Origin of the sequence: Pseudomonas iridis (assembly GCF_017980685.1) — a bacterium.
Classification (GTDB): Bacteria; Pseudomonadota; Gammaproteobacteria; order Pseudomonadales; family Pseudomonadaceae; genus Aquipseudomonas; species Aquipseudomonas iridis.
In genome coordinates, this window is sequence record NZ_JACXXO010000026.1 from 1 (window position 1) to 25186 (window position 25186).

Consider the following 25186-nt stretch of genomic DNA (forward strand, 5'->3'; position numbering starts at 1 on the left):
GTCTGCTTACGTTTGCCGGCGTACTCAGCATCGGCGAAGGACATCTGTTTCATCGGGACTCAACCGTTCGATTCCTGTGAGGCGGGTATTTCACCAAATCTGGAAGCCTTTTTCAGAGTTTCCCTAGGGGTCATGAGAAAAACTCTTTTGCATATTAAAATTATTTTTTGCTCGTTAGTGGCATTTAGTTCGTTGGCACAATCTGCAAGTTTCGATTGCAGTAAAGCCTCGTCGGATGTTGAAAAAAAGATCTGCAATACGCCTTCTTTGTCAAAGCTGGATGAGCAGTTAAGTGAAGTGTTCAAGCCTCTAAAAAAACAACGTACTTTCCAAGTGCTTGAAAGTGAATGGCTAGAGAATGTGCGCAACACCTGTGAGTCAGTTGAGTGTCTAGAAGATGCTTACAATGAGCAAATTGGATTTCTGTCACCGTTACCATTGCCTGGGGCCAGTGCTTCAAATGAAGTCAAAATTTTGCCCGCTGATAAAATTTATGCTCAATCCAGTCGTCCTTGGAGAACTGTTGAACTGGCGGGCCTTCCGAATGGCAAAGATGTCGTTGAGCGTTCTTGATTTCAGCGGAAGTAATATCTGGAATGTTGCACGTTGTAGCATTCGAGGGGCATTACGATGTTCCTAATTCTATCTATAGAGGTAGTTTGTATGAATACATTGATAGGCATCCGATTGTGCAGCCAATCACGTACACGATAGCAAAGGACATAGGATTTCAGGGGGCGTTCAACTTAGGAGACAATGAAGAAGGGGAGCGATACGCTGGAATTATGGGCGGCACCTTTTACTATCGCGAAAAAATAGCAAGAAACCAGCTAAGAGGTATGGCTTATAAAGTTGGGTCAGGCACTCAACCGCAGGAAACCAGTTTGCTACTTCAGCAATGGTCGAACACTTTCGAGAATGCCAAAAGTGGTTTGCTATTTCAGGGTGATGAGGTATTTGGAGAGCTGAAAGCTTATTATCCAAACACTCCTGGGTACGAGACTATTGCACCAGTCGATAGACCCGAGGTGGGTTGGAATATTTTCAGCCCGATTTGGAGCAAGTCGCGTCCTATTTTGTATTTCAAGAATGGTGATGAAACGATTTGGCGTGCCAGTGTAGTGGATAAAACACTAATTAAAATTGTTAGTGCAAGTGATCGATTCGTTATTAAAAATCCTACGCCTGTTGATTTGAATGGTCGTGAAGCTGTTGTGTATCTCGAAGATTACATACTTAAGATAGCTATTGCGCCCGAATGAGTAGGGCATGATTTCAATAGGCAGTATTCAGCTTTTTAATGTGTAGGGATCTTGCTATGGCTAAGCTCATGGTGTGTATGTCTTTTTACGTGCTGATAACTTCTTCATCGTTACTCACGCATGCAGCATTTGCTCAAGATGCATGTGTCGATATCACTACGAACTCCCAGAGTGAAAGATGTTCTGTGAGTGCCAAGGCTGCTGCAGATGCGCAGTTGAATACCAGCTATCAAGAATTGATGGTTCGGCTCGAAGGTGGATATCAGACCGATCCAATTCTTGCGGCGAGCCAAAAGGCAACGGTTCAGGAGGCTCAGCGCGCCTGGATCAAACTGCGCGATACCGATTGCCAGGTCGATGCGTTGGAGACGGAACCGGGCTCTTCGGCGCATGTGGCAGCGGTGAACAATTGCATCGCCAGTATGAGTCGTGACCGTTCAGTGTTTTTGGACAATATCGCGTCCGATACCGGGAGTGGCCCGACAATTAGACGTGGCTCGTGCCCTACGCAATACTTTGCACAGTTTCTTCCAGCATTCTCCGCTAATGCCGAATCGCAGAAGCGACTAACTGCGCAGGCCGTGAAGCTGCTGGTATTAAAGGGGACGTCGGATATTGGGCGGATTGTGACTTACGTTACTGCGGAGGTGGGACGCGATATGGCGTTTCCCTTAATGGTGGCTGTGCCCGATGGGAAAGTGGAAGGAATAGAGATCGAGAAGGTGGATGACCGCCACGTTAACGTTGTGGATAAACGCGCCGGTAACAGCAACATCAAGATTTTCAACTTTTCGCGGAATTCCTGCTGGACGCTTGATGGGGTTGAGGACTGGTCGATTCCTGAAAAAGAGCTTTCTGTAGCCAGTACGCGGAAAATGAGTCGCGCGGAGAATTTCTGTTGGCAGCGCGGACAAGGATTTGCTGGCTTGGGCGGCCTTAAGCAATACCGACTGACAGGAGAACTTTTTGAGGCGACTTTGGAAAATTACCTGTGCGCGGCCGCTTCAGGTGATCCTATATCTAGTTCGGCTGCGGCCGGGCTGAGTCTGTCAGGTATGGCCCCGCAATTGGAATACGACAAAGTTGAGGCTCTTTTCAAAGCAGCAGCCGTTGATTCACCGAGCGGTGCTGAGTCGTTGGCTGGCTTCTATTGTTTTGGCAATGAATTGGCCGGTTCAGGACCCTGCCAGCGCCCGCTGGACGTTGAAAAAGAGTTGATTCGTGCTACCACCATGGGATCAACCCATGCTTTCGTTTCGTTAGGCGATTATTGGAAAAGCGGCGATCTAGGAAAGAAAGATACTCCTCGCGCCTTGGCCTGTTATCAGCTTGCTGCCGACAAAGGTAACGACTCGGGCATCAATGCGATTAAGCGACTTCAGTCCGAAGTGGCCGAACCGATAGTGGCCAGCAGTCGCTTTTAGTGCGGTTAAGTGAAAAAGGGCGTTTACAGCGCCCGACGCCTTTTCACCGCGATGTGATCAAACGCGTTCCGCCATCATGGCTAACGCGTTTTCATATGCGCTGAGCCAGAATCCGCAGCGCTTGAACGTTTAATACTTGAGCATCTGACGACCGCGATTTTCCTTTAAACTCCCCACCCCCAAGGAATGCGCTCAGGACACGGAATGCCAGCCCCCTCGACCTCGCTTCGCCCAGCGCTAGTGCTCTGGTTATACGCCGCCGCAATCGTGCACATTCTCGCCGGCCTTACCCTGACCTGGGCCGGGCATTCCGGATTACTCGACGGCTATCTGCAAGTTCTCGAACTGGCATTCTGGGGCGCCGACGCAGTACCCGCCGCCGGCCACGAACAACAAGTCTGGTGGCTCGCACTCTTCGGCGCGACGCTGCAAAGCTATTCGCTGTACATGCTCGCGCTGGTGCACCTCGGCAATCGCTCGAAAGCGCCGATGGTGTGGGGCTGGTTGATCGCCGGCATCCTGTTGTGGGCGCCGCAGGATATGTGGCTGTCAGCGCAACAACAGGTCTGGTCGCATCTGTGGCTCGACGGTTTTGCACTGTTGCTGCTGTTGCCCCCGCTGGTCTGGCTGTATCGCCATGACCGCAAAAAATCCCGTCCAGAAAAAGCACCGAACGAGTCCAACCCGTTTACCGGCAGCGCCTACAAACGAGTGCTGATCACCGGCGGAACCGGGTTTATTGGCGAGGCGGTGGTCAATCAATTACTCGACGCCGGCCACACCGTGAGTGTGCTGGCGCGTGATCCGTTGAAAGCAGCCAATCTGTTCGACGGTCGCGTTCGCAGCGAGCAGTCCCTGAGCGAACTCAGCCACGACGACGCCTTCGACGTGGTGATCAATCTCGCCGGCGCCCCTGTCGCCGGCCCACGCTGGACTCCCAAGCGTCAGACGCAACTGCTCGCCAGCCGAGTCGGCACCACCGAAGCGCTGATGACCTGGTTGCAGAACACCAAGCAAAAACCGGCGCTGTGGATTCAGGCCTCGGCCATCGGTTTCTACGGCGTGCGCGATGCCAGCGAAAACCTCGACGAACACGCCAACAAGGGCGACGGCTTCATGGCCGAACTCTGCGCGCGTTGGGAAGCCGCCGCGCAACCGGCCACCGAGTTTGGCGTGCGTCAGGTGGTGATGCGCCTCGGCGTGGTGTTCGGCCCCGGCGGTGCGTTGACGCCGTTGCTGCTGCCGTTCCGCCTGGGTTTCGGCGGGCGCATGGGCGATGGTCGGCAGATCATGAGCTGGGTGCATCGCGACGATGTGATTCAGGTGATCGCTCGGGCCTTTCACGATGAAAACCTGCGCGGCACCTACAACATGGTCGCCCCGGAAACGATCAGTCAGGCAGCGTTCGCCGAGAACGTCGGCAAGGTCCTCAAACGCCCGGTGTGGTTCCACATTCCGGCGGCGCCAGTGCGTGCATTGGCGGGGGAGATGGCGCAGTTGTTCTTCGACGGTCAGCGCGTGGTGCCGCAGCGTTTGACCGAGGCTGGCTACACATTCCGCTATCCAACCCTCGACGCCGCTCTGCGCGATCTGACCTGAGGATCGCTCATGAGCAAGCCCTTGATGTACTTGCTGGCCGGCAACGGCAGCGCCGCCGATTGGTGGGACGATGCGCTGCCGCACTTTCAGCGCTACGACGTGGTGCCGCTGGAATTGCCGGGCTTCGGCGCCAATCCGCAGCCGCCCTGTGAGGATCTCGCGGACTACGCGCAGACGTTGCTGGCGATGACGGAGCAGGGCAGCGCGATCATGGCGGTCGGGGTTAACGCGTTGCTGGTGCTGCATGCGTTGCAACGTCGGCCCGGGCACTTTTCCCGCAGTGTTTTGCTGGCGCCGGTCGGTGCGTTTTTGTGGCAGCGGCGGCTGCCGGCATTGATGTCGCCGCTGCCGATTCGCAAGACCATTCACTGGCTGCTGTCGAACAAACCCACGCTGTTCGCGCACAAGTTTTCCAACCAGACCTGGACTCCCGCGCAGTACCAGCGCATGGGCGCCGGCTATGCGCGCTGTCGTGCGTTTGTGCCGCACTGGGATCTGATTCGCGCCGATACCGCGTTGCCGCTGCTGGAGTGGATCAGCGATCCGGTCGAGTTGGTTTGGGGCGATCAGGACGCTGTGCTCGGCATCGAGCAAGCGGCGGCATGGTCGGCGATTCTGGCCCGCGCTGATCTGACCATCAGCCTCAAACCCGGTTGGGGGCATTACCCGTGGATCGACGCGCCCGCGCAGTTCGCGCAGTGGCTGGAGTCGGGCGAGCGCGGGTTTATCGCGCACACCAAGGGCGGGCGTTTGCGCCTGGCTGAACTGGCGCGGCAACCGGTGCCGGCGGCACTGACGCTCAACGATTGCGCTGATCCGCGCCTGCCTGCGTTTCTCGCCGCCCAACCCGACGTGACCTGGGCGGTGCGCTCCTCCAGTTATGGCGAGGATCAGGCCGACTCGGCGAATGCCGGTTTGAGCACCACCTATCTGCGCGAGCCGACCGCCAACGTGCCAACACGCATCGCCGAACTGACGGCCGAAGGTGTCGAGGAAGTGGTGGTGCAGCGCTTCATCACTCCGGTGGTTTCCGGGATAGCTTTCGTGCGACATCTCTCGGTAGAACTCGAATGGGTTGAAGGCCATCTCGAATCGCTGGCCGACGGTCACGTCAGCCCTTCGCGAGCAACGCTTTCGCGGCTCGGCGATGCGTGGCGAAGCGGCGCGTTCACGCCATCCCACGGCTTGACCGAAGAGCGGCTATGGCAATTTCTGCAAGACGTGTTGCGGGTGTTCCACTACGTCCCCGGCGACGTCGAATGGGCCTGGGACGGCGCGCAACTGTGGCTGCTGCAATACCGGCCGATCAGCGATTACGGTTGGCGCCGGCACCTCACCGCCGCGAACATTGCCGAGATCCTGCCACCGCAACCGAGCGTTTTTGTCGAGTACGCTCAGCGCCGCGCGGCAGCGAGTATTCCGGCGATCATGGCGCGGTGGGATGCGCGAGTGTTGCAGGACAACGAGCCGTTCACTGCCGTGTTCGGCGGCGCGTCCTACATCAACAACGACCTGTTCCTCGCCCGACTCGCCGACTGGGGCATCAGCGCCAGCAACTACGCCGGTGAAGTCGGCGGCGCGACCCCGCATCTGCCGTGGCAACCGCTGAAAATGCTGCGTTCGCTACCGCTGTTCCTGCGCATGCAACGCGTCGCTCGCGGTCATCTGCTGACGCTTGAGCGCGGCTTGCAGCGCTTCGATCAGGAGCTGGCCGAACTCGTCGCCCAAAGTGTCGACGGCCAACAACTGGCGGACTGGTTCACCCGGTTTTACGTGTTCGTAGTGCAAGGCAATCTGTGCATCGCCACGGCACTGGCCAGCAGCGGCGGCGACTGGCTCGGGCGCCCGCCGACCGCGTACGACAACCTTGAAAACAGTCCGCATCGATTGCCGTGGGAGACCGATCCGGCCACCCCTCGGCCGACGGCGAGCGAGTTGCCGCTCCAGCCATTCCCGCAATGGTCACGGCTGATCCGCCTCGCCAACGCGACCGGCCTGCCGGGCCTGCGCGGTTACTACCTGCAAGTGCGCGAGTGGTATCGCGACAATCTGATGCGCATCTTCTTCCGCGTGCATCACGCGATGCCGCTGGCGGATCGCGAGCACTGGTTCACGGCGCATCCTGACGTTCGAAGCCGCGACGGCAGTTTCTGGCAGGACGGCCGAGAAGGTGCGGAGCAGGCCACCGGGTTCATGATTTATCCGGGGCAGGTGCGGGGTATTCTGGGCGAGGATATTTTGCTCGAAGACACCCTCGATCCGGGGCGGCACGCGCATTATCAAGCGGCGCGGGCAGTGATTGCGCGGATGGGTGGGCGGCTGTCGCATGGCTCGACGTTGTTGCGTGAGTTGCGCAAGCCTTCGGCGGTGATGCCGCAAGTGGATACGGCGTGGGTGGGGTGTGAGGTGGTGTATCGGGATGGGGAATTGGAATTGATGGATTCGAAGGATATGAAGTGAAACCATCACCTTTGCCAGTAAGCCTTCAGTTACGGAGTGACAGCGTGAAAGGATTTTCGGTTCTTGTCGGCAGCCTGTTGTTGGCCACCGCTTCAATAGCATTCGCCGCCGACCCGGACTTCGAGGATTACCCCGTCACGCCAATTTTCAGCGGCCCCCACCATGCGCTGGTGCCGCAGGAAAACAGCAATCCGGTGATGGACAGTGCGCGAGCGAAGGCCTTGAAAGGCAAGGTCAACTTCGCCGGCCATTACATCCTCAATCCGTTGGGTTGTGGCGGCGGTGCCGTCTGCGCCGAAGTCCTTGATGCACAAACCGGAGAAGTCGCTGGCGGCTTGCCGAATGCTTACGACGGCAGCACGTTCGCCATGCTCTACCAACCCGACAGCCGCTTGATCCTTATTTCCGGCATCACCCTCGACGGTGAAGAAGATGCCCAGGGGAATTCGCTGGAAAGCGTCAACCGGGATCGCTATTACGAGTTTGTGAACAACGAATTCCGGCTGCTGACGATGACAGACGCAGAAACGCCGCCGCTTGATTAAGGATGATGGGATGAGCCTTTTCTCCAATCGACTCGTGTTCAGTGCGCTTCTGCTTTTTCCTTTCGCAATGCCGGCGAGCGCCAGTGAAGGGAGTTGCTACGGCTACCTCACCGAAATGGTCAGGAGCAGCGACTTCCCGTTTCAGTATGTCGGCAAGGACAAGGTCAATTTGCTGATCGACGACGATGATGGTGAAACCGTACGAGCCCAGTTGTTCTTCGACACAGACGGCACCGGCACCATTGGCTGGATCAAATACATCCCGGCGACGCACGTGTTGCTCAACACCTCGGCGGAACTGGACGAGCCGGTGGCGTTATCCTTCGACGCCAGGTTCGCCGATGGCTACGCAAAATGTCTGACGGAAAAACAGGCCGGATAACGGCGAAAGGGAAAAACCCACCTCATCCCGGTCTGCTCAGACCAAACGATCAACATCAGCGGCAAAGTGCTTCGGCGTGATATCGGCAAGGTTTCGCAACTCACCTCGGACGGGGTGAAGACGAAGATGCTGAGCAACGTGGTGGTGGCGATGGATTGCGTGGCGGGCTGGAGTCTGCCACTGCCTGGTTTACAGCGAATGGAAAAACGCTCCTGCTCTTCCATGACGGCATTGGCACTCAGGCCTATCCCGAATGGCTTAGCCCCGATAAGAAAATCAGATCGATCCGCTTAGTTCATGAACAGCCCGGCGGCTTGCAAGAAATTTCCCATAGGTTTGCGGGGTGGAAGATCAAAAGATCGCAGCCTTCGGCAGCTCCTACAGAAATATGTGTAGGAGAAGTGTGACTTGGTAGTCATCGTGCAGGAAAATAACAGCATCCTCTTGCAACGTTTGCCAATAGTAGCGTTATCGTCCGAATCCCTTACACTGCCCCGGCCGTTCATTTTCCTTTTGAGGCTGTGCGCATGAAATTTCGTTTTCTCCTGTGGATGATGGGTTTGTTGATGGGTAAGGCCAGTCGGACAAATCCTGCGTTCCAGCAACAGTTGGGTGATAAGGATCTGGTGTTTCAGCTGCAGACGCTGGACGGGAAAGTGGCGCGGCATTTCGTGGTGAAGAATCAGCGGATTACCAGCAAGTCTGGCGTGGTGGCAGAGCCGGCGTTTGCGATTGCCTTTAAAGATGCGGGTTATGGTTTTGCCACGATGCAGGCGAAGAACAAGCAATTGGCATTCATGCAGGGGATTCAGGACAAGTCGATCCAGATCAAGGGCAATCCGGCGCTGGTGATGTGGTTTCAGGGGGTGATGAAGTATCTGAAGCCGAGGAAGGCGAATCCGAACAAGGCCTGACAGTTGTTGCGTTCATTCGGGTGATGGCCCTGCCCCGAAAGTCATCAAATTGGCTCCTGAAACCACTAACACCTGTCATATATGACAGGTGTTTTTGTTTGCGTCGCGGTGTTTTATGGAATAGGTCCAGCGGTTCAGGGACTTAACCGATTTGGAGAGTAATCATCATGACGCTACAACCAGGCACCCTGGATACTGCTTTTGCCAATGCAGGCGTACTCGAATGGGCATTTCCTGAGTTTGCCAGCATTTCACCTGAGGCTGTTGTGCCGTTACCCGACGGCAGACTGCTTGTAGTGGCGAGTGACCCGGCTTATCCCCAAGGCTTCATCGTGGCGCGATTAACTGAAGCTGGGCGGCTCGACGTAGGCACCGGCTTCGGGGACCGCGAGCAAGGTTTTGTGCAGATTGCAATTCCGGACAAATCACTGAGGTGGAATGCCAGCGCCAGCCTGTTGGGTGATGGTCGATTGTTGGTTACATACGATTACTCTGGGCTGACAACTGGCGAACGTGGTTATGTTGTCATGCTGCTTCTATCAGACGGTTGTCTCGACGAAGGATTTGGAGAGGGTGGCGTAGTTGCTTTCCCATTCGGTTCACTGCCTGCAACACTAGAGAGAACGGGTAAGGCTGCATACGCAGATGTCAGTGCGGGTGAAGCTGTGGAATCGGTCACTCATGGGGGGGCTTACTTGGCAGGTCCGTTATTGCGTTGCCGGACGGGAAGATTGCTGTGGTCAGTTTTGGCTTTGATCTTAATACGCAGCAAACCAAAGGCTTGGTCATGCGACTCAATTCTGATGGCAGTTTTGACGAAACCTTTAACAAAACCGGCAAGGCCAGTGTTGAATTGGGGGATACGGGTGACAACGCCGCACGTGGAGTGGAAGCTCATACGGACGGAGGTTTGGTGGTGTACGGCAACTTTAATGAGGGGGGGACACTCGGTATCTACGTGGTGCGCTTCAAGGAGGATGGAACGCGGGACGAGCAGTTCTCTACAGTGATGTTGTCTGCCGAAAAAAGGCTCTCTTTTTACGATATTGCCGTGAGAAAAAAGGATGGAATCATTGCTCTGGCAGGAGGCCAGCGCGGTGAAGGAGACTTCGATGGCGTAGGCGTGATTGTGGTGCTCAAAGGGGATGGTTCGTATCATCCGGTTTTCAACAACGGCAAACCGTTATTTCAAAAAGTTTTGCCTGAGACCGGTCAGCAGTGGTCGACTTGCGCCTTTGGCGGAAAGGATGAAAACACGCTAATCATGTCCGGTACCAGTGGCGGCACATGGCTCTTGGACGATACGCGTGCGGTCTTGGCGCGCTACTTACTAACCGGCTATTTGGATACGTCATTCAACGGTCAGGGATGGGTTGTTTTTGATCAGCCTGATCGGCTGGAGGTGGCGCGAGATTTGATCATCACGACACAGGACCGAATCGTGGTCTGCGGTGAATTTCGTAATGACCGGCAAGCTATTGAGCCCCAGGGCGGTTGGATAGCACGCTACCTTGCTTGATAGATGATCAACAGACACGAAGGCCCGCTCTCACTCATTGACATGATCCAGTAAGAGCGGGTTTTTTATGCCTGGCTGAACTGCGAGGCCAGTTCGCGCAGCAGGACTTCAGCTTCCAGTACCTTGCTGACGACATCGTTGGCCTTGTCGCGCGTCAAACCCACGCGCTCGAGTAGGGCATCCGGAATATCCTCATCCGGCCCGGAGCCGATCCCGCGGCTACGCAGCAAGCGCACGGCCAAACACACGAGGTTCGGGTATTCGGCGTAGGCGCCGTCGTAGCTCGGGTCGTGCTGGAAGCGCAGAGCGGCGGCCAGTTCGTCCGGCATGTCCCAGTAGCGCATCAGCCACGAGCCGATCTGTTCGCGGCTGATCCCCAGCAGGTGTTGCTCGATGTAGCTGTGGCACAGGTGCGGGTTGACCTCAAGGTGGCGGCAGATCAACGAGAAGTGCGGTGGGAACACGTGGGCCAGCAGCAGGTAGCCGAAGTTGTGTAGCAGACCGGCCAGATACGTCAGGCCGGCTTCCGGGCGCTGGGCGCGCGGCATGGCGCGGGTCAGGCCTTCGATGACGGCAGCGGTGTAGATCGACTGCTGCCAGTACGGCGTGGTTTGTTGTGGATGGTCTTTCGGCAGGCTCAATGTCTTGCCGAGGGCCAGGCCCAGCGCGAGGTTGATCACCAGATCGAACCCGAGCACGCGGACGATCGCGTCTTCCACAGACCGAATCTTGCCCGGCGAGGCGTAGTACGGCGACGCCGCCCAGCTCACTACTTGCGCGGCCAGCGCAGGGTCGGTTTCGACCACGCCGGTGATGTCGTCGATGGTGGCATTCGGGTCGACGCGCAGCTTGATGATCTTCTGTGCGGTTTCGGCCAGCGGCGGTATCTCGATGGTCGCTTCCAGTCGCTGCTGGATGCGTCGCGCGGTGAACGCCTGCACAGCCTGAGTGATTTCCTTGCGGTCGTCATCCGGGCGGTCGAGGTTCGGACGAATGCTGGTCAGGTTCTCGCCGAAGTTGGCGGCGCTGGCCTTGGTGAGCATGGTCTTGAAGTGTTCGCTGGTGATTTCCAGCAGTACGCCCGGCTCGCCGGAGTTGATCAGCAACTTCGGCTCGCGCAGCAGGCTTTCTTCGTAAAGGCATGGCGAACTGGTCAGCGCCGGCAGCCCTGGCAACAGGCTCAGGCTGTGTTTGCCGAGCATTTTTTGCAGGCGCTCAGTCGACACGGCGGTCAGACGACGGCCCGTCAGTTCGGCGAGGCGATTGAGATCGAGCAGTTGGCTCTGTGGAAATAGCACCATCAGCGCGCCGACAGCGTCGTCCAGCAACACGGCCTGGACCTTGCGCGATGCATTCAGGCCGTGGTGGTCGAGCACTTCTTCGTAGGCGATCCCGAGCTTGTCCAGCAGCAGCCGGATAACAGACGGAGCGTGCGGGGATTCGGTGGCGAGAGCAGCTTCGGTCATGGTCTGGATCCGTTTTTGAAACAAGTGCTGGAGTATAACCAGCTCTGTAAGAGCAGGCTGTCAGAAACTGCGACGGTGCTCACACTTGGCCATATTGCTGCCCGTGGCGCAGCCACCGGTCGAGCAAGGGGCTGACGTGGGTCGGCCAGCGTTCCAGCAAGGCTTGGGCGGCGTCGCGCACGGCGGGCAGCAAGTCGGCATCGCGCATCAGGTCGGCGACTTTGAATTGCAGAAGACCGGTCTGGCGGGTGCCGAGCATTTCGCCGGGGCCGCGCAGTTCGAGGTCTTTTTCGGCGATGACGAAACCGTCGTTGGTCTCGCGCATGATGCCCAGACGCTGGCGGCCGATCTGCGACAGCGGCGGATGGTAGAGCAGCACGCAATGGCTGGCCGCACTGCCTCGGCCAACGCGGCCGCGCAATTGGTGCAGTTGCGCCAGACCCAGGCGCTCCGGGTTTTCGATGATCATCAGGCTGGCGTTGGGAACGTCGACGCCGACTTCGATCACCGTGGTTGCGACCAGCAATTGCAGGTTGCCAGCCTTGAATTCGGCCATCACCGCGGCTTTCTCTACGGGTTTCATGCGGCCGTGGATCAGCCCGACTTTCAGTTCGCCAAGGGCGGCAGTGAGGTCTTCGAAGGTGGTTTCGGCGGCCTGACAGGTCAGCTCTTCGGATTCTTCAATCAGCGTGCACACCCAGTAGGCTTGACGCCCTTCGGCGCAGGCGCCACGGACCCGTTCGATGACTTCGACGCGGCGAGTGTCAGTGACCAGCACGGTGTTGACCGGGGTTCGCCCGGGCGGTAGTTCATCAAGGATCGAGGTGTCGAGGTCGGCGTAGGCGCTCATCGCCAACGTGCGCGGAATCGGCGTCGCGGTCATGATCAGTTGATGCGGGCACATGCGCCCACCGACGCCTTTCTGCCGCAACGCCAGACGTTGCTGCACGCCGAAGCGGTGTTGCTCGTCGATGATCACCAGCGCGAGGTTCTTGAACTTCACCTCTTCCTGAAACAGTGCATGCGTGCCCACCACCATCGGCGTGCCGCTGGCGATTTGTTCCAGCGCGGCGACGCGATTTTTGCCTTTGAGCTTGCCGGCCAGCCACGCGACTTCAATGCCCAGCGGTTCGAGCCAGCGCTTGAAGGTGATGAAGTGTTGTTCCGCGAGGATTTCGGTCGGCGCCATCAACGCGACCTGATACCCGGCCTCCAGCGCTTGCAACGCGGCGAGGGCGGCGACCACGGTTTTACCCGCGCCGACGTCGCCCTGAATCAGCCGCAGCATCGGTTCGTGCTGACTGAGGTCGTAGGCGATTTCATTGCCGACGCGTTGCTGGGCGCCGGTCGGGGCGAAGCCGAGGTTGGCCAGGTACTTGGGCGGCAGTTTTTCCGCTTTCGGCATGGCTGGCGCGCGCAGGGAACGCATGCTTTCGCGCAGACGTTGCTGCGACAATTGATGCGTCAGCAGTTCTTCGAAGGCGAGGCGATGCTGGGCCCAGTGATGACCGAGGGCGAGTTCGTCGACGTCGGCATCGGCGGGCGGGTTGTGCAGGTAGCGGATCGCATCGGCCAGTGGCGCGAGTTGATAGTCGCGGGCCAGTTCGGTCGGCAGCCAGTCGGGCAGGCTGGTCGGGCCGAGCAGGGTCAAGGTCTGCATGCACAGTTGACGCAGGCGCGCTTGGGTCAGGCCTTCGGTCAGCGGATAGACCGGGGTCAGGGTTTCATCCACCGGCGGCGGCTCGTCGCCCGTGATGGCGCGGTATTCCGGGTGGTAGATCTCCAGTCCCGACGCGCCGGGCCGCGCTTCGCCGTAGCAGCGAATGCGCGTGCCGCGCTTGAGGCCTTCTTTCTGCGCGTTGCTGAAATGGTAGAAGCGCAAGCTCAGGCCGCCCGTGCCGTCCTGCAGGCGCACAACGAGGCTGCGACGACGGCCCATGACCACGTCGGCGCCGCTGACGGTGCCTTCGACCACGGCATCCTGTCCCGGGCGCAAGTGGCCGATCGGCACCACGCGGGTGCGATCCTGATAGCGCAGCGGCAGGTGGAACAGCACGTCCTGGAGATTCTCCAGACCGACCTTGGCCAATTTCTCGGCCATGGCTTCGCCGACACCCTTGAGTGCCGTCACCGACACTTGCGACAGCTCTGTCATGACGCTCGCTTAACCGGCGGTGACCGGTGCCGCAGGTCTGGCAACCGAGCACAGGCGAATGGAGTCGGCGAGAATCTCGATGGCTTTGGGCCGTGGGAAGCTCGCGCGCCAGGCAATCGCCACGGTGCGGAATGGCACCGGCGGCGACAAGGGCCGCACTTCGATCACGCCCGGGGCGTAGTGGTGGCTGTCGACCGCCGACAACGGCAGGATCGAGATGCCCAGACCGGAGGCGACCATGTGGCGAATGGTTTCCAGCGAGCTGGATTCGACGGTGGTGTGCTTGGCGCCGTCACTGCCCTTGGCCAGGGTCGGGCAGGCTTCGAGTACTTGATCGCGGAAGCAGTGGCCTTCGCCTAGCAGCAACAGGCTCTTGTCGTTGAGCAGGCCGGCGTCGATGGTTTCTTTCTGGGTCCACGGGTGCTGCGCTGGCATCAAGACGTAGAACGGCTCGTCGTAGAGTTGCAGAGTCAGCACGTCGGCTTCGTTGAACGGCAGGGCGATGATGATCGCGTCGAGTTCGCCGTTGCGCAGTTTGTCGCGCAGCACGTGGGTGAAGTTTTCTTCGATATACAACGGCATCTGCGGGGCGACCCGGTGCAGTTGTGGAATCAGGTGAGGAAACAGGTACGGGCCGACGGTGTAGATCGCGCCGACTTTCAGCGGAGCGGTCAGCTGGTTCTTGCCGGCCTGGGCCAGTTCGCGAATGCCTTGGGCCTGTTCCAGTACTTTTTGCGCCTGGGCGACGATGCCTTCGCCGACCGGCGTCACTCGCACGGCACTCTTGCTGCGCTCGAAAATCAGCACACCGAGTTCGTCTTCAAGTTTCTTCACGCCCACCGACAGGGTCGGCTGGCTGACGTGGCATTTTTCGGCGGCGTGGCCGAAATGCTGCTCTTGGGCGAGGGTGACGATGTAGCGTAATTCTGTGAGGGTCATAGCAAGCGTCCATGAAGATGCGGGCCAAGCATACCGGCTGCAATCGATAGACGCACGTTATCAGACTGAGGGAGGCGTGCGACACAGGGCAATGCCGGTTTGCCGTGCATAGATATGCAAAAGGCACCTTTCGGTGCCTGTTTGGCTGGATCTATCGGCTTGCGGATAGCCACTGTGGGAGCGAGCCTGCTCGCGAAAGCGGTGTGCCAGAAAAAATATGCTGACTGACACGGCCCCTTCGCGAGCAGGCTCGCTCCCACAGGTATTGCGGTGCGTCTTAGCGACGGCGTTCCAGCGAGTAAACAAACGGCGCAACAATTTCAATCGAGCCATTGGTCAACATGTCGGCCGGTGGCTTGGGCAGCGGTTGTGCGCGGCGGATCATTTCCAGGGTGGCCCGGTCCAGATCGGCGTTGCCGGAGCGGCTCACCAGTTCGAACGACAGCACATTGCCTTCGCCATCGACCACGAAACGCAGACGATTCAAGCCTTCCTTGCCGCGAGCCTGTGCGCTTTGCGGGTACTTTTTGTACTTGGCCAAATGCGCAAGCAGAGTGCCTTGCCAGCTGGCCTTGGCAGCCATCTGGGCTGGCGACGGGCCTGGCGCTGGCGCAGCAGATTTCTCTGTCGGCGCTGGTGTCGGTGGCGTGTCGGCCGGTTTTTCCTCGGAAGGTTTTTCCTTCGGCGGATCGGGCAGCTTTTTCTCGACAGGCTTCGGCGGTTTGGGCTTTGGCTTCGGTTTTGGTTTCTGCACCGCGATTTCGGCTTTCGGTGCTTCGGCCAGTTTCGGAATCGGCAGCTCTTCAACCGGAGCCGGTGGCTGCGGCGGGGTGACGACTTTCGGCGGAGCTGGCGGTGGCGGGGCTGGAACCGGGGCCAGCTCGACCATCATTGCCTGGGGAGGCAGTTCGATGGGCGGGCGGGTGGTCCAGTTCAGCGCCAGCGCGATGGCCAGCGCGTGAACGCCCAGCACCACGGCCAGGCTACCGCTGTAACGCGTCAGCTTATGGCGCGTCGTGATCATTTTTTAACTGCGCTCTCAAGTCCTACCAGACCAACCTTCAGGTAACCGGCAGAGCGCAGGTTATCCATCACGCTCATCAGGTCGCCGTAATCCACGCCTTTGTCGGCCTGGAAGAAGATGGTGGTGTCTTTCTTGCCTTTGGTGCGGGCGTCGAGGGTGGCGCCCAGAGTCTCAGGCTTCACTTCGTCTTCGCCCAGGAACAGGCGCTGATCAGCCTTGACGCTGAGGAACACCGGTTTCTCTGGCCGCGGCGCCGGCTTGGCGGTCGAGGCGGGCAGGTCGACTTTGATATCCACAGTGGCCAACGGCGCGGCCACCATGAAGATGATCAACAGCACCAGCATCACGTCGATGAACGGCGTGACGTTGATTTCGTGGTTCTCGGCCAGATCGTCGTCTGCGCCTTCTTTCAAATGCAGGCCCATGGCCGATTACCCCACTTTCACCATGTGCGGTTGCGAGCTGCGCTCAGGCTGGTGATCGAGGTCGCGGCTGACCAGCAGCAGGACTTCTGCCGAGGCATCGGAGACCTGCGCCTTGTAACCGGCGATGGAGCGCGCGAACACGTTGTAGATCACTACCGCAGGAATCGCAGCCACCAGACCCAGTGCGGTGGCCAGCAGCGCTTCAGCGATACCAGGTGCCACGACGGCAAGATTGGTGGTTTGGGTTTTGGCGATGCCGATGAAGGAGTTCATGATGCCCCACACGGTGCCGAACAGGCCGACAAACGGTGCGGTGGAACCGATGGTTGCGAGTACGCCGGTGCCGCTGCTCATGTTGCGACCGCAGGCTGCGACCAGACGCTCGAGGCGGAAGCTGACACGCTCCTTGATGCCTTCTTTCTCGCGGCTGTTGGTCGACAGGCGCATCTCTTCAAGGGCGTCGTGGACCAGCAGGTTGGCAAGGGTGCCTTCTTTTGCGGCAGTGGTGCTGGCTTCTTTAAGCGTGGTGGCTTTCTTCAGGGCGGCGATTTCGCCACGCAGACGACGCTTGGCACCCATCAGCTCAAAGCCCTTGGCGATCCAGATGGTCCAGGTGATGATCGACGCAATGGCCAGGCCGATCATCACGATTTTCACGATGATGTCGGCGTTCTGGTACATGCCCCAAGGCGACAGGTCGTGGGCCATGCCCAGGGTGTTGTCGGCTTCAAGGGCTTGTGGCGCGTCGGCAGGTGTGGCGTCGAGGGTTTGAACCGGAGCTGTTGCATCCCGTGCCGCCGCCGCTGGAGCGCTCTGTTCGGTGGCGGCAGGAGCAGCAGGTGCCTGAGCGTCGGCGAAAGCGGCGGTTGGCGTCAGCATCAGGCTGAGCAACAGAGCCGCCACCGCGCTCCAGGCGCGAGGTCGTTTGGTTGGCGAAGCGGGGATTTGATTACGATTCATGCTGGCCGGACCTGAGATAGAAAAACGGTAATGCTCTTCCAGGCCTCGTGAGGCCGAGAACAAAAGTGGCAGGCATTATTGCAAGTAATTCTTGTTAACAAAAGTAATAGAGTAACTTTTTTTCCTTCATTGCTAGCCGCTCGTCCTCTGCCGAGGCTAGTCTGTGCCTTTCCGATGGGAGTTTTTTGATGTCCGCGCCTTCTGTTTTGATCGCCGGTTGTGGTGATGTCGGCAGCCGTCTGGCCACGCAATTGCTGGCTGCCGGTTGGGAAGTTCATGGCTTGCGCCGAAATGTCTCGCGTCTGCCTGAAGGCGTCATCGGCGTTGCCGGCGACCTGTTCAATGAAGACTGCCCGGCGACCTGGCCAGTAGGTGCCGTGGATTACCTGGTGTATTGCGCCGCCGCCACCGATCACGATGAGGCCGGTTATCGCGCGGCTTATGTGCAGGGTTTGCAGAATGTACTGAGTTGGCTGGACGACTATGGTCAAGTGCCGGATCGGCTGATTTTCGTGTCCAGCAGCAGTGTTTTTGGACAGCTGAACGGCGAGTGGGTTGATGAAAAGAGCGAGACCGCCGCTTCGGGTTACTCAGGTCGGTTGATGCTCGAAGCCGAGCAGGTAGCGCTCAACAGTGGTATCCCGGCGAGCATCCTGCGCCTGACGGGTATTTACGGCCCGGGTCGGGAATGGCTGTTGACTCAGGTGCGGCGTGGCTATCGAGTGGCCGTTGATCCGCCGCTGTATGGCAATCGCATTCATGTTGATGACGCGGCGGGGTTGCTGGCGTTTCTGCTTGAGGCTGACCGTCGGGGCGTGGCGCTTGAGTCGGTCTACATCGGTGTCGATGATGCGCCGGCGCCGCTGGCCGAGGTGGTGGGCTGGTTGCGCGAGTTCATGGGTGTCACCGAATGGTCGGAAGATGAAAGCGTTCGGCGTACCGGTAGCAAGCGTTGCAGCAATGCGCGGGCGAAAGCGCTGGGTTGGGCGCCCAAGTATCCGAGTTATCGAGAAGGGTATGCGGCGATTCTCGAAGGCAAGTGCTGAATTTCAGGCACCTCAACACAACTGTGGAGCGAGCGTGCTCGCGAAGGGGTCGTCACATTCAACATCTCTGTTGACTGTGACGACCCCTTCGCGAGCAGGCTCGCTCCCACATTTGGATCTTCGATGATTTCAGCAGCGGGTTACTGCTTCTCGAGCAACCACTTGCGCTCACCTGCGGTGAACTGCGGTTGTTCATCCGCCAGAGCGGTGTTCACCGCTTGCAGGATTTCCAGTTCCTTTCCCTTGCGCACAAAGATCCAGTTGTTGCCTTGGCCATTCTGCTGCAGCCACATGCTGTCGTTGCCACTGCTCATCGATGCGCAATCGCCCGCCAGGCACAACGCGTAACGATCGGCGCCCGGCAGGCCGGAGACCTGGCCGTCGGCCTGAAACTGCACGGTGCCGCCTTCGCCCTGACCATTGGCGATTTTCCAGGTGCCGCCCATGTAGGTTGAATACAGTGCGCGTTCGAAGCTCGCACCGAGCGGCGCGCCTTCGGGCACCGGGATCTGCGCGCGGTCGAAGAGCTGTTCCGGTTCGTTGTCGCTGGCGGCCTGTTGCAGTTGATTGCCGTCGCGTTTCAGCTCGCTGGCGGAGCTGCCATAAAAGTCGACTTTCCAGGCACCAGACTGTTCGCCCAGCAGCCGACCTTCGACGTTCTCAAAACCGTTGGTGTAGCGGGCCTGGCCGGCCTTGGTGTTGACGTCCCACTCCAGGTTCGGGCCGTAAGCCTGAAGCGCTTCGCGCAGGGAGCCGCCCTGGGTGGCAGCATCGATCGCCACCTGATTGATCCAGGTGCCGCTGATGTCACGGTCGGCAGGGTCGCTGGCGCAGCCGCCGAGGAAAATGGCGAACAGCGAGAGAGCAAGCGCTTTGCGCATGGTGGAATCCTTTCAAAACCTTTCTTGCAGAGCAGTCGGCGCGGCGTATGAAGGCCGCGCCGTGCGCATCACTCGATGACCAGAATGGCATCCATTTCAACCTGCGAACCCTTTGGCAGGGCAGCAACGCCAATGGCGGCGCGGGCCGGGTACGGCAGGTCGAAGTATTTGCCCATGATCTCGTTGACCTTGGCGAAGTGGCTCAGGTCGGTGAGGAAGATGTTCAGTTTGACGATGTCCTTGAACGATCCGCCGGCGGCTTCGGCCACAGCTTTGAGGTTCTCGAACACCTGGACGGTCTGGGCTTCGAAGCCTTCAACCAGTTCCATGGTTTTTGGGTCCAGCGGGATCTGGCCCGACATGTAGACGGTGTTGCCAGCCTTGATCGCCTGGGAGTAAGTGCCGATGGCGGCCGGGGCCTTGTCGCTGGTGATAACTGTCTTGGTCATGCATGACTCCTTGTAATGGTGGACTTATGCACGCATGCGGGTGATGCGGATCACCCCGGTCAGTGCGCGCAGTTTCTTGATTACGCGGGCCAGGTGCACACGGTCGTGAACGCTGACCACCAGTTGGACGACGCTGATACGACCATCGCGTTCGTCCATGCTGATTTTCTCGATATTGCCATCGGCTGCGTTGACGCTGCTGGCCAGCAGGGCGATCAGGCCGCGCTGGTGTTCCAGCTCGACACGCAGTTCGACATTGAATTCGCCGGTGACATCCTTGGCCCACGAGAGCTGGATGCATTTTTCCGGGTTGTGCCTGATTTCGCTGATATTGCGGCAGTTGTCCAGGTGCACGACCATGCCTTTGCCCGCCGACAGGTGCCCGACAATCGGGTCGCCCGGGATCGGCGTGCAGCACTTGGCATAGCTCAGCACCAGACCTTCGGTGCCGCGAATCGCCAGCGGGCCTTCCGGGCTAGGCAGTTGCTCGCCTTCGCCAAGCAGGCGACGGGCGACCACGTAGGCCATGCGATTGCCTAGACCGATGTCTTCGAGCAAGTCTTCGATCAGTTCGAGGCGGTACTCGGTGAGCATCGCCTTGACGCGCTCGGCCGGAATCTTCTCCAGCGAACTGTCGAAACCGTTCAGTACCTTGTTCAGCAGGCGTTCGCCGAGGCTGATGGATTCGGAGCGGCGTTGCAGTTTCAGCGCATGGCGAATGTGCGTGCGCGCCTTGCCGGTGACCACGAAGTTGAGCCAGGCCGGATTCGGTCGTGCGCCGGGAGCGCTGACGATCTCGACCGTGGAGCCACTTTGCAACGGCTCGGACAGCGGTGCGAGGCGGCGGTTGATCCGGCAGGCGATGCAGCTGTTACCGACATCTGTGTGCACCGCGTAGGCGAAGTCGACCGCCGTGGAGCCTTTCGGCAGCTCCATGATCCGGCCTTTTGGCGTGAACACGTAGACCTCGTCCGGGAACAGGTCGATTTTCACGCTCTCGATGAATTCCAGCGAGTTGCCGGCCCGTTGCTGCATTTCCAGCACGCCTTTGACCCACTGGCGGGCGCGTGCGTGAGTACCCTTCGGCTGCTCGTCACCGCTGGATTTGTACAGCCAATGGGCGGCGATGCCGTTGTTGGCCATCTCTTCCATTTCGCGGGTGCGGATCTGGATCTCGATCGGTACGCCGTGCATGCCGAACAGCGTGGTGTGCAGCGACTGATAGCCGTTGGCCTTGGGGATCGCGATGTAATCCTTGAAGCGCCCCGGCAACGGTTTGTACAAATTATGCACAGCACCCAGTACTCGGTAGCAGGTGTCGACCTTGTCGACGATGATCCGGAACGCGTAGACGTCCATGATCTCGTTGAAGGCCCGACGCTTGCCGCGCATTTTCTTGTAGATGCCGTAGAGGTGTTTCTGGCGACCGCTGACTTCGCCCTGGATGCCGTCGATTGCGAGGCAATGGCCGAGGGATTCTTCGATCTTGTTGACGATTTCCTTGCGATTGCCCCGAGCGCGCTTGACCGCCTGGTAGATCCGCGCGGAACGCATCGGGTGCATGGCCTTGAAGCCGAGGTCTTCGAATTCGATGCGAATGGCATGCATGCCCAGCCGGTTGGCGATGGGCGCGTAGATTTCGAGGGTTTCCTTGGCGATCCGGCGGCGTTTTTCTCCGGACAGCACTTCCAGCGTGCGCATGTTGTGCAGGCGGTCGGCGAGCTTGACCAGGATCACGCGGATGTCGCGTGCCATGGCCATGGCCATTTTCTGGAAGTTTTCAGCCTGGGCTTCGGCCTTGGTCTCGAAGTTCATCTGGGTCAGTTTACTGACCCCGTCGACCAGTTCGGCCACGGTTTCACCGAACTGCGCTTGCAGCGCCTCTTTGGCGATACCGGTGTCTTCGATCACGTCATGCAGCATCGCAGCCATCAGGCTCTGATGGTCCATGTGCATGTCGGCAAGAATATTTGCCACGGCAAGAGGATGCGTGACGTACGCCTCGCCACTGCGTCGGCGTTGGCCGTCGTGGGCTTGTTCGGCGTAGAAATACGCTCGGCGGACCAGGTTGACCTGGTCATTGCCGAGGTAGGTCGATAAGCGATCGGCGAGGGCGTCTATGCTCGGCATGATGACTCCTGCCGTACGTTGTGACCCTGCGCCGTGCTACGTCGACCAGGCATAGGCTTAGACGGCCTCGTTGGACTCGTCCTCGAACGCTGCGAACAGCGGTTCATCCTGGACGATTTCCTGCTCGGCGATGAACTCGTAGCTCATCAGGCCTTCAGCGATTTCACGCAGCGCTACAACGGTAGGCTTGTCGTTTTCCCACTGAACCAGTGGCTCTTTGCCGCCGGTGGCCAGTTGACGGGCACGTTTGGTAGAGAGCATGACCAGCTCAAAACGGTTTTCCACGTGGTTCAGGCAGTCTTCAACGGTTACGCGGGCCATGGTATTCCTCGGAGCGAATGCAATATGCGCGCTGCCCGGTTGGGCGAGCGGACTGAGCAGTTTAAAAAAACACCAGCGATTAGGGAAGCGCTGATTTTTTGATCAACCTCTTCAACGCGCTGCAAGTGCCAATGTAAAGCCCTTGCAGCGCTTTTGGGAAGCGCTGATTAACCGAGCAATTCGGCCAGTAATTTGCCGAAACGCACCTGTTGGCGTTTCTGTTGCAATTGATTGGCGCGGAAAATCGCTTTCAGATCGTCCAGCGCATGAGCGAAGTCGTCGTTGATGATCAGGTAATCGTATTCGACGTAGTGGCTCATCTCGTTGACCGCTTCGCGCATCCGCCCGTCGATGATCTCGTCGCTGTCCTGGCCGCGATTGGTCAGACGCTGGTGCAAGGCTTGCAGTGATGGCGGCAGAATGAAGATCGAGCGCGCCTGCGGCATCAGCTTGCGCACTTGCTCGGCGCCCTGCCAGTCGATTTCCAGAATCAGGTCGTGGCCTTCATCGAGGGTCTGTTGCAGATGGCTTTGCGAGGTGCCGTAGAAGTTGCCGAAGACTTCGGCGCGTTCGAGGAAATCACCGTGCTCGCCCATCTTTACGAAAGCTTCGCGGGTTACGAAGTGATAGTTCACGCCGTTCACTTCACCCGGGCGCATGGCGCGGGTGGTGTGGGAGATCGACACGCGGATCTCCGGGTTGGCATCGGTCAAAGCCTTGACCAGGCTGCTCTTGCCCGCGCCCGATGGCGCGGAAATGATGTACAGGGTGCCGGTGCTGTGGGTCATGTCGGGGTAGCCTTACTCAATATTCTGTACTTGTTCGCGCATCTGCTCGATCAACACTTTGAGGTTGACGGCCGCCTGGGTGCTGCGCGGGTCGAAGGCCTTGGAGCCCAGTGTATTGGCTTCGCGGTTGAGCTCTTGCATCAGGAAGTCGAGGCGCCGTCCGGCTGCACCGCCGGATTTGAGCACCCGGCGTACTTCTATGATGTGAGTGCTCAGGCGATCCAGTTCTTCGGCCACATCGCTCTTTTGCGCGAGGATGACCATTTCCTGTTCCAGGCGCTGCGGATCCAGCTCGGCCTTCATGTCGGCAAAGCGGTCGAGGACTTTCTGGCGTTGGGTGGCGAGCATCTGCGGAACCAGTTCACGCAGGGTAACGACGTCTTCTTCGATGGAGGTCAGGCGATCGTTGATCAGCCGTGCCAGCTCCGAGCCTTCGCGCTCGCGACCGGCCTTGAGTTCCTTCAGCCCCTGATTGAACAGGGCCAGGGCTTCGGCATTGAGTGCTTGCGGGTCACTGGCATCGGCGACCAGAACGCCGGGCCAGGCCAGCACTTCCAGCGGATTGAGAGCAGCAGGATTCTGGATCAGGCCGGCAATCGTTTCGGCTGCGGCGACCAATTGCGCGGCGCGCTCGCGATCAACTTGCAGCGTTTTGCCGGTGCTTTCTTCAGTGAATCGCAGGGTGCATTCCAGTTTGCCCCGCGACAGGCCCTGACGCAGTGCTTCACGCACGGCCCCTTCGAGGTCGCGAAACGATTCCGGCAGACGCAGGTGCGGTTCCAGATAGCGACTGTTGACCGAGCGCAATTCCCAGCTCAGGGTGCCCTGTGCGCCGGCTTTTTCGACGCGGGCGAAGGCGGTCATGCTGTGCACCATGGCGGTGACCTCGCAATGCAGATCGGCGCGGAAACTGAATTCCGCAGGCGCGATATCAATGAATTTAAGCCGACTGGCAGCAAAGGCGCAGGATTGTAGCGCAGTGCGGCGAATGCGCCCAAACACACGGTGTGACAAAGGGCTGCAGCCCGTCGGTAATAAGTGTTTGAGGCCCTTCGGTCGTCGTCGCGGATTTTTAACCCGTGCCCAGTGGCGGTGCACCGCTCTATAATGCTCGGCAGTTTTCCGTCCCCAGTACAGGTATTTCCTATGAAACGTCCAAGTGGTCGCGCTGCCGATCAGCTCCGCTCGATCCGCATTACCCGCAACTACACCAAACACGCCGAGGGATCCGTACTGGTCGAATTCGGTGATACCAAAGTCATCTGCACCGTCAGCGTCGAAAACGGCGTGCCGCGTTTCCTCAAAGGCCAGGGTCAGGGCTGGTTGACTGCCGAGTACGGCATGCTGCCGCGCGCCACCGGCGAGCGTAACCAGCGTGAAGCGAGTCGCGGCAAGCAGGGCGGCCGCACCCTGGAAATCCAGCGTCTGATCGGCCGGTCCCTGCGCGCTGCGCTGGACATGTCCAAGCTGGGCGACGTTACCCTTTATGTCGACTGCGACGTGATTCAGGCTGATGGCGGCACCCGTACCGCATCCATCACCGGCGCCATGGTGGCCCTGGTCGATGCGTTGAAGGTCATAAAGAAGCGTGGCGGCCTGAAGGGCGGCGACCCGCTCAAGCAAATGATCGGCGCTGTATCGGTGGGCATGTATCAAGGCGAGCCAGTGCTGGATCTGGACTATCTTGAAGACTCCGCCGCCGAGACCGACCTTAACGTGGTGATGACCAGCTCCGGTGGCTTCATCGAAGTGCAGGGCACGGCTGAAGGCGCGCCGTTCCAGCCAGAAGACCTGAACGCCATGCTGGAACTGGCCAAGAAAGGCATGAACGAAATCTTCGAACTGCAGAAGTCAGCACTGGCTGACTGATCAGGTTGATAACCCGCAAGGAGGACGCGATGAGTGACCAAGAGCTGCTGCCCAAACCGAGCCAGGAGGCTCGGCAGTGGGCGATGTTTTGTCATTTGTCCGCCTTGCTGGGGATCTGGATTCCTTTCGGCAATCTGATCGGGCCGCTGATTCTGTGGCAGATGAAGCGTGAGTCGGATCCGTTTATCGATGCGCAGGGCAAAGAGGCGCTGAATTTTCAGATCACCGTCGCGATTGTTACAGCGATCTGCATTCTGCTGATGCTGGTCATCGTAGGTTTCTTCCTTTATGGACTGGTCACCATTGCTGCGTTGGTTTTGGCGATCATCGGTGGTGTGAAAGCTAACGAAGGTTTTCCCTATCGCTATCCATTTACTTGGCGCCTGATCAAGTAGCAATCAACGCCTATAAAATATTTGCATTTTTGCAATTAAACCCGTTTGAAAAGTGTGTAGGAATGATCTCGCTGCGATGAGCGGTAGTTGAGATTGCCATATACATCAGCCTCTTACATCTTTAGTCATAACTGCGCCAACATAGTACTGTCCATGTCCTTGGCAATCAGGCGGAGTGGTTGTTAAAGTCCCCGCACGTCATATTCCTGCAGAATATTTCGATATATTCAGGC

24 protein-coding genes are annotated in these 25186 nt (G+C 58.8%); 12 read left to right on the plus strand and 12 right to left on the minus strand.

The features are described 5' to 3' along the window. The 9 genes from IEQ42_RS27430 to IEQ42_RS27570 form a co-directional block, all read left to right on the plus strand. A partial coding sequence (locus IEQ42_RS27430; RefSeq protein ID WP_414704721.1) for a lysozyme inhibitor LprI family protein occupies positions 1–573 on the plus strand: 573 nt, incomplete at its 5' end. A 23-nt stretch (positions 574–596) separates the two neighbouring features. Continuing rightward, a complete protein-coding gene (locus IEQ42_RS27435; protein WP_228732046.1) occupies positions 597–1262 on the plus strand; it encodes a hypothetical protein in 666 nt (221 codons plus the stop codon). Positions 1263–1318: 56 nt separating this feature from the next. After that, the gene (locus IEQ42_RS26035) at positions 1319–2686 is read left to right on the plus strand and encodes a lysozyme inhibitor LprI family protein (RefSeq protein ID WP_210706020.1); all 1368 of its coding nucleotides are present in this window, start codon (positions 1319–1321) and stop codon (positions 2684–2686) included. Positions 2687–2890: 204 nt separating this feature from the next. Continuing rightward, on the plus strand, positions 2891–4285 hold the full coding sequence (locus tag IEQ42_RS26040; protein ID WP_210706021.1) for a TIGR01777 family oxidoreductase: 1395 nt from the start codon (positions 2891–2893) through the stop codon (positions 4283–4285). Between the two features lie 9 nt (positions 4286–4294). Further along, a complete protein-coding gene (locus IEQ42_RS26045) occupies positions 4295–6745 on the plus strand; it encodes a PEP-utilizing enzyme (RefSeq protein ID WP_210706022.1) in 2451 nt (816 codons plus the stop codon). A 44-nt stretch (positions 6746–6789) separates the two neighbouring features. Next, the gene (locus tag IEQ42_RS26050; protein ID WP_210706023.1) at positions 6790–7290 is read left to right on the plus strand and encodes a hypothetical protein; all 501 of its coding nucleotides are present in this window, start codon (positions 6790–6792) and stop codon (positions 7288–7290) included. 10 nt (positions 7291–7300) lie between these two features. Continuing rightward, on the plus strand, positions 7301–7672 hold the full coding sequence (locus IEQ42_RS26055) for a hypothetical protein (RefSeq protein ID WP_210706024.1): 372 nt from the start codon (positions 7301–7303) through the stop codon (positions 7670–7672). 527 nt (positions 7673–8199) lie between these two features. Then, positions 8200–8586, plus strand: coding sequence for an SCP2 sterol-binding domain-containing protein (locus IEQ42_RS26060; RefSeq protein WP_210706025.1), 387 nt, complete (start codon positions 8200–8202; stop codon positions 8584–8586). A gap of 709 nt (positions 8587–9295) precedes the next feature. Continuing rightward, positions 9296–10105, plus strand: coding sequence for an NHL repeat-containing protein (locus IEQ42_RS27570; RefSeq protein WP_269756025.1), 810 nt, complete (start codon positions 9296–9298; stop codon positions 10103–10105). Between the two features lie 65 nt (positions 10106–10170). On the opposite strand, the gene IEQ42_RS26070 is transcribed toward IEQ42_RS27570, so the two are convergent. The 6 genes from IEQ42_RS26070 to exbB all read right to left on the minus strand — a co-directional run bounded on the left by IEQ42_RS26070 (position 10171) and on the right by exbB (position 17074). Then, positions 10171–11571, minus strand: coding sequence for an aminoacyl-tRNA deacylase and HDOD domain-containing protein (locus IEQ42_RS26070; protein ID WP_210706027.1), 1401 nt, complete (start codon positions 11569–11571; stop codon positions 10171–10173). A 79-nt stretch (positions 11572–11650) separates the two neighbouring features. Next, a complete protein-coding gene (recG, locus tag IEQ42_RS26075; protein WP_047304172.1) occupies positions 11651–13726 on the minus strand; it encodes an ATP-dependent DNA helicase RecG in 2076 nt (691 codons plus the stop codon). A gap of 9 nt (positions 13727–13735) precedes the next feature. Further along, a complete protein-coding gene (locus tag IEQ42_RS26080; protein ID WP_210706028.1) occupies positions 13736–14665 on the minus strand; it encodes a hydrogen peroxide-inducible genes activator in 930 nt (309 codons plus the stop codon). Positions 14666–14942: 277 nt separating this feature from the next. Next, positions 14943–15689: an energy transducer TonB family protein gene (locus IEQ42_RS26085; RefSeq protein WP_210706029.1), complete on the minus strand. Its 747-nt coding sequence runs from the start codon at positions 15687–15689 to the stop codon at positions 14943–14945. Continuing rightward, positions 15686–16114 (minus strand): TonB system transport protein ExbD, encoded by a 429-nt coding sequence (gene exbD, locus IEQ42_RS26090; protein ID WP_103302606.1) that lies wholly within the window; start codon positions 16112–16114, stop codon positions 15686–15688. The genes IEQ42_RS26085 and exbD overlap by 4 nt, the downstream gene beginning before the upstream one ends. Positions 16115–16120: 6 nt before the next feature. Then, positions 16121–17074, minus strand: coding sequence for a tonB-system energizer ExbB (exbB, locus tag IEQ42_RS26095; RefSeq protein ID WP_210706030.1), 954 nt, complete (start codon positions 17072–17074; stop codon positions 16121–16123). Positions 17075–17262: 188 nt separating this feature from the next. Between exbB and IEQ42_RS26100 the strand changes: the two genes are divergently transcribed. Beyond that, positions 17263–18120, plus strand: coding sequence for an SDR family oxidoreductase (locus tag IEQ42_RS26100; RefSeq protein WP_210706031.1), 858 nt, complete (start codon positions 17263–17265; stop codon positions 18118–18120). A 140-nt stretch (positions 18121–18260) separates the two neighbouring features. Here IEQ42_RS26100 and IEQ42_RS26105 read toward each other — a convergent pair whose 3' ends face one another. From IEQ42_RS26105 to IEQ42_RS26130, 6 genes are all read right to left on the minus strand, one after another. Further along, entirely contained in the window at positions 18261–19001 is a 741-nt protein-coding gene (locus IEQ42_RS26105) for a hypothetical protein (RefSeq protein WP_210706032.1), read from the minus strand. Between the two features lie 68 nt (positions 19002–19069). Then, positions 19070–19450 (minus strand): RidA family protein, encoded by a 381-nt coding sequence (locus IEQ42_RS26110; protein WP_210706033.1) that lies wholly within the window; start codon positions 19448–19450, stop codon positions 19070–19072. 24 nt (positions 19451–19474) lie between these two features. Then, on the minus strand, positions 19475–21580 hold the full coding sequence (gene spoT, locus IEQ42_RS26115) for a bifunctional GTP diphosphokinase/guanosine-3',5'-bis pyrophosphate 3'-pyrophosphohydrolase (RefSeq protein WP_007920338.1): 2106 nt from the start codon (positions 21578–21580) through the stop codon (positions 19475–19477). A gap of 57 nt (positions 21581–21637) precedes the next feature. Next, on the minus strand, positions 21638–21901 hold the full coding sequence (rpoZ, locus tag IEQ42_RS26120) for a DNA-directed RNA polymerase subunit omega (protein WP_016985812.1): 264 nt from the start codon (positions 21899–21901) through the stop codon (positions 21638–21640). 167 nt (positions 21902–22068) lie between these two features. Then, complete coding sequence (gmk, locus tag IEQ42_RS26125; protein ID WP_042561759.1) at positions 22069–22689, minus strand: guanylate kinase; 621 nt, start codon at positions 22687–22689, stop codon at positions 22069–22071. A 12-nt stretch (positions 22690–22701) separates the two neighbouring features. Next, positions 22702–23565, minus strand: a complete 864-nt coding sequence (locus tag IEQ42_RS26130; RefSeq protein ID WP_210706034.1) for a YicC/YloC family endoribonuclease — start codon at positions 23563–23565, stop codon at positions 22702–22704. 270 nt (positions 23566–23835) lie between these two features. On the opposite strand from IEQ42_RS26130, the gene rph reads away from it, so the two are divergent. Further along, positions 23836–24558, plus strand: coding sequence for a ribonuclease PH (rph, locus tag IEQ42_RS26135; RefSeq protein ID WP_042561757.1), 723 nt, complete (start codon positions 23836–23838; stop codon positions 24556–24558). 29 nt (positions 24559–24587) lie between these two features. Then, a complete protein-coding gene (locus tag IEQ42_RS26140) occupies positions 24588–24953 on the plus strand; it encodes a DUF4870 domain-containing protein (RefSeq protein WP_210706035.1) in 366 nt (121 codons plus the stop codon). Positions 24954–25186: the final 233 nt, after the last annotated feature.

Bases quoted from the DNA above. Each gene is read 5' to 3' on its own strand.
- IEQ42_RS26100 (WP_210706031.1), top strand. From the start codon at position 17,263: ATGTCCGCGCCTTCTGTTTTGATCGCCGGTTGTGGTGATGTCGGCAGC.
- IEQ42_RS26045 (WP_210706022.1), top strand. From the start codon at position 4,295: ATGAGCAAGCCCTTGATGTACTTGCTGGCCGGCAACGGCAGCGCCGCC.
- IEQ42_RS26085 (WP_210706029.1), bottom strand. From the start codon at position 15,689: ATGATCACGACGCGCCATAAGCTGACGCGTTACAGCGGTAGCCTGGCC.
- IEQ42_RS26040 (WP_210706021.1), top strand. From the start codon at position 2,891: ATGCCAGCCCCCTCGACCTCGCTTCGCCCAGCGCTAGTGCTCTGGTTA.
- exbB (WP_210706030.1), bottom strand. From the start codon at position 17,074: ATGAATCGTAATCAAATCCCCGCTTCGCCAACCAAACGACCTCGCGCC.
- IEQ42_RS26035 (WP_210706020.1), top strand. From the start codon at position 1,319: ATGGCTAAGCTCATGGTGTGTATGTCTTTTTACGTGCTGATAACTTCT.
- recG (WP_047304172.1), bottom strand. From the start codon at position 13,726: ATGACAGAGCTGTCGCAAGTGTCGGTGACGGCACTCAAGGGTGTCGGC.
- rph (WP_042561757.1), top strand. From the start codon at position 23,836: ATGAAACGTCCAAGTGGTCGCGCTGCCGATCAGCTCCGCTCGATCCGC.
- IEQ42_RS26140 (WP_210706035.1), top strand. From the start codon at position 24,588: ATGAGTGACCAAGAGCTGCTGCCCAAACCGAGCCAGGAGGCTCGGCAG.
- IEQ42_RS26080 (WP_210706028.1), bottom strand. From the start codon at position 14,665: ATGACCCTCACAGAATTACGCTACATCGTCACCCTCGCCCAAGAGCAG.
- IEQ42_RS27435 (WP_228732046.1), top strand. From the start codon at position 597: ATGTTGCACGTTGTAGCATTCGAGGGGCATTACGATGTTCCTAATTCT.
- IEQ42_RS26055 (WP_210706024.1), top strand. From the start codon at position 7,301: ATGAGCCTTTTCTCCAATCGACTCGTGTTCAGTGCGCTTCTGCTTTTT.
- IEQ42_RS26130 (WP_210706034.1), bottom strand. From the start codon at position 23,565: ATGGTGCACAGCATGACCGCCTTCGCCCGCGTCGAAAAAGCCGGCGCA.
- IEQ42_RS26105 (WP_210706032.1), bottom strand. From the start codon at position 19,001: ATGCGCAAAGCGCTTGCTCTCTCGCTGTTCGCCATTTTCCTCGGCGGC.
- exbD (WP_103302606.1), bottom strand. From the start codon at position 16,114: ATGGGCCTGCATTTGAAAGAAGGCGCAGACGACGATCTGGCCGAGAAC.
- rpoZ (WP_016985812.1), bottom strand. From the start codon at position 21,901: ATGGCCCGCGTAACCGTTGAAGACTGCCTGAACCACGTGGAAAACCGT.
- IEQ42_RS26110 (WP_210706033.1), bottom strand. From the start codon at position 19,450: ATGACCAAGACAGTTATCACCAGCGACAAGGCCCCGGCCGCCATCGGC.
- IEQ42_RS26060 (WP_210706025.1), top strand. From the start codon at position 8,200: ATGAAATTTCGTTTTCTCCTGTGGATGATGGGTTTGTTGATGGGTAAG.
- IEQ42_RS26070 (WP_210706027.1), bottom strand. From the start codon at position 11,571: ATGACCGAAGCTGCTCTCGCCACCGAATCCCCGCACGCTCCGTCTGTT.
- spoT (WP_007920338.1), bottom strand. From the start codon at position 21,580: ATGCCGAGCATAGACGCCCTCGCCGATCGCTTATCGACCTACCTCGGC.
- gmk (WP_042561759.1), bottom strand. From the start codon at position 22,689: ATGACCCACAGCACCGGCACCCTGTACATCATTTCCGCGCCATCGGGC.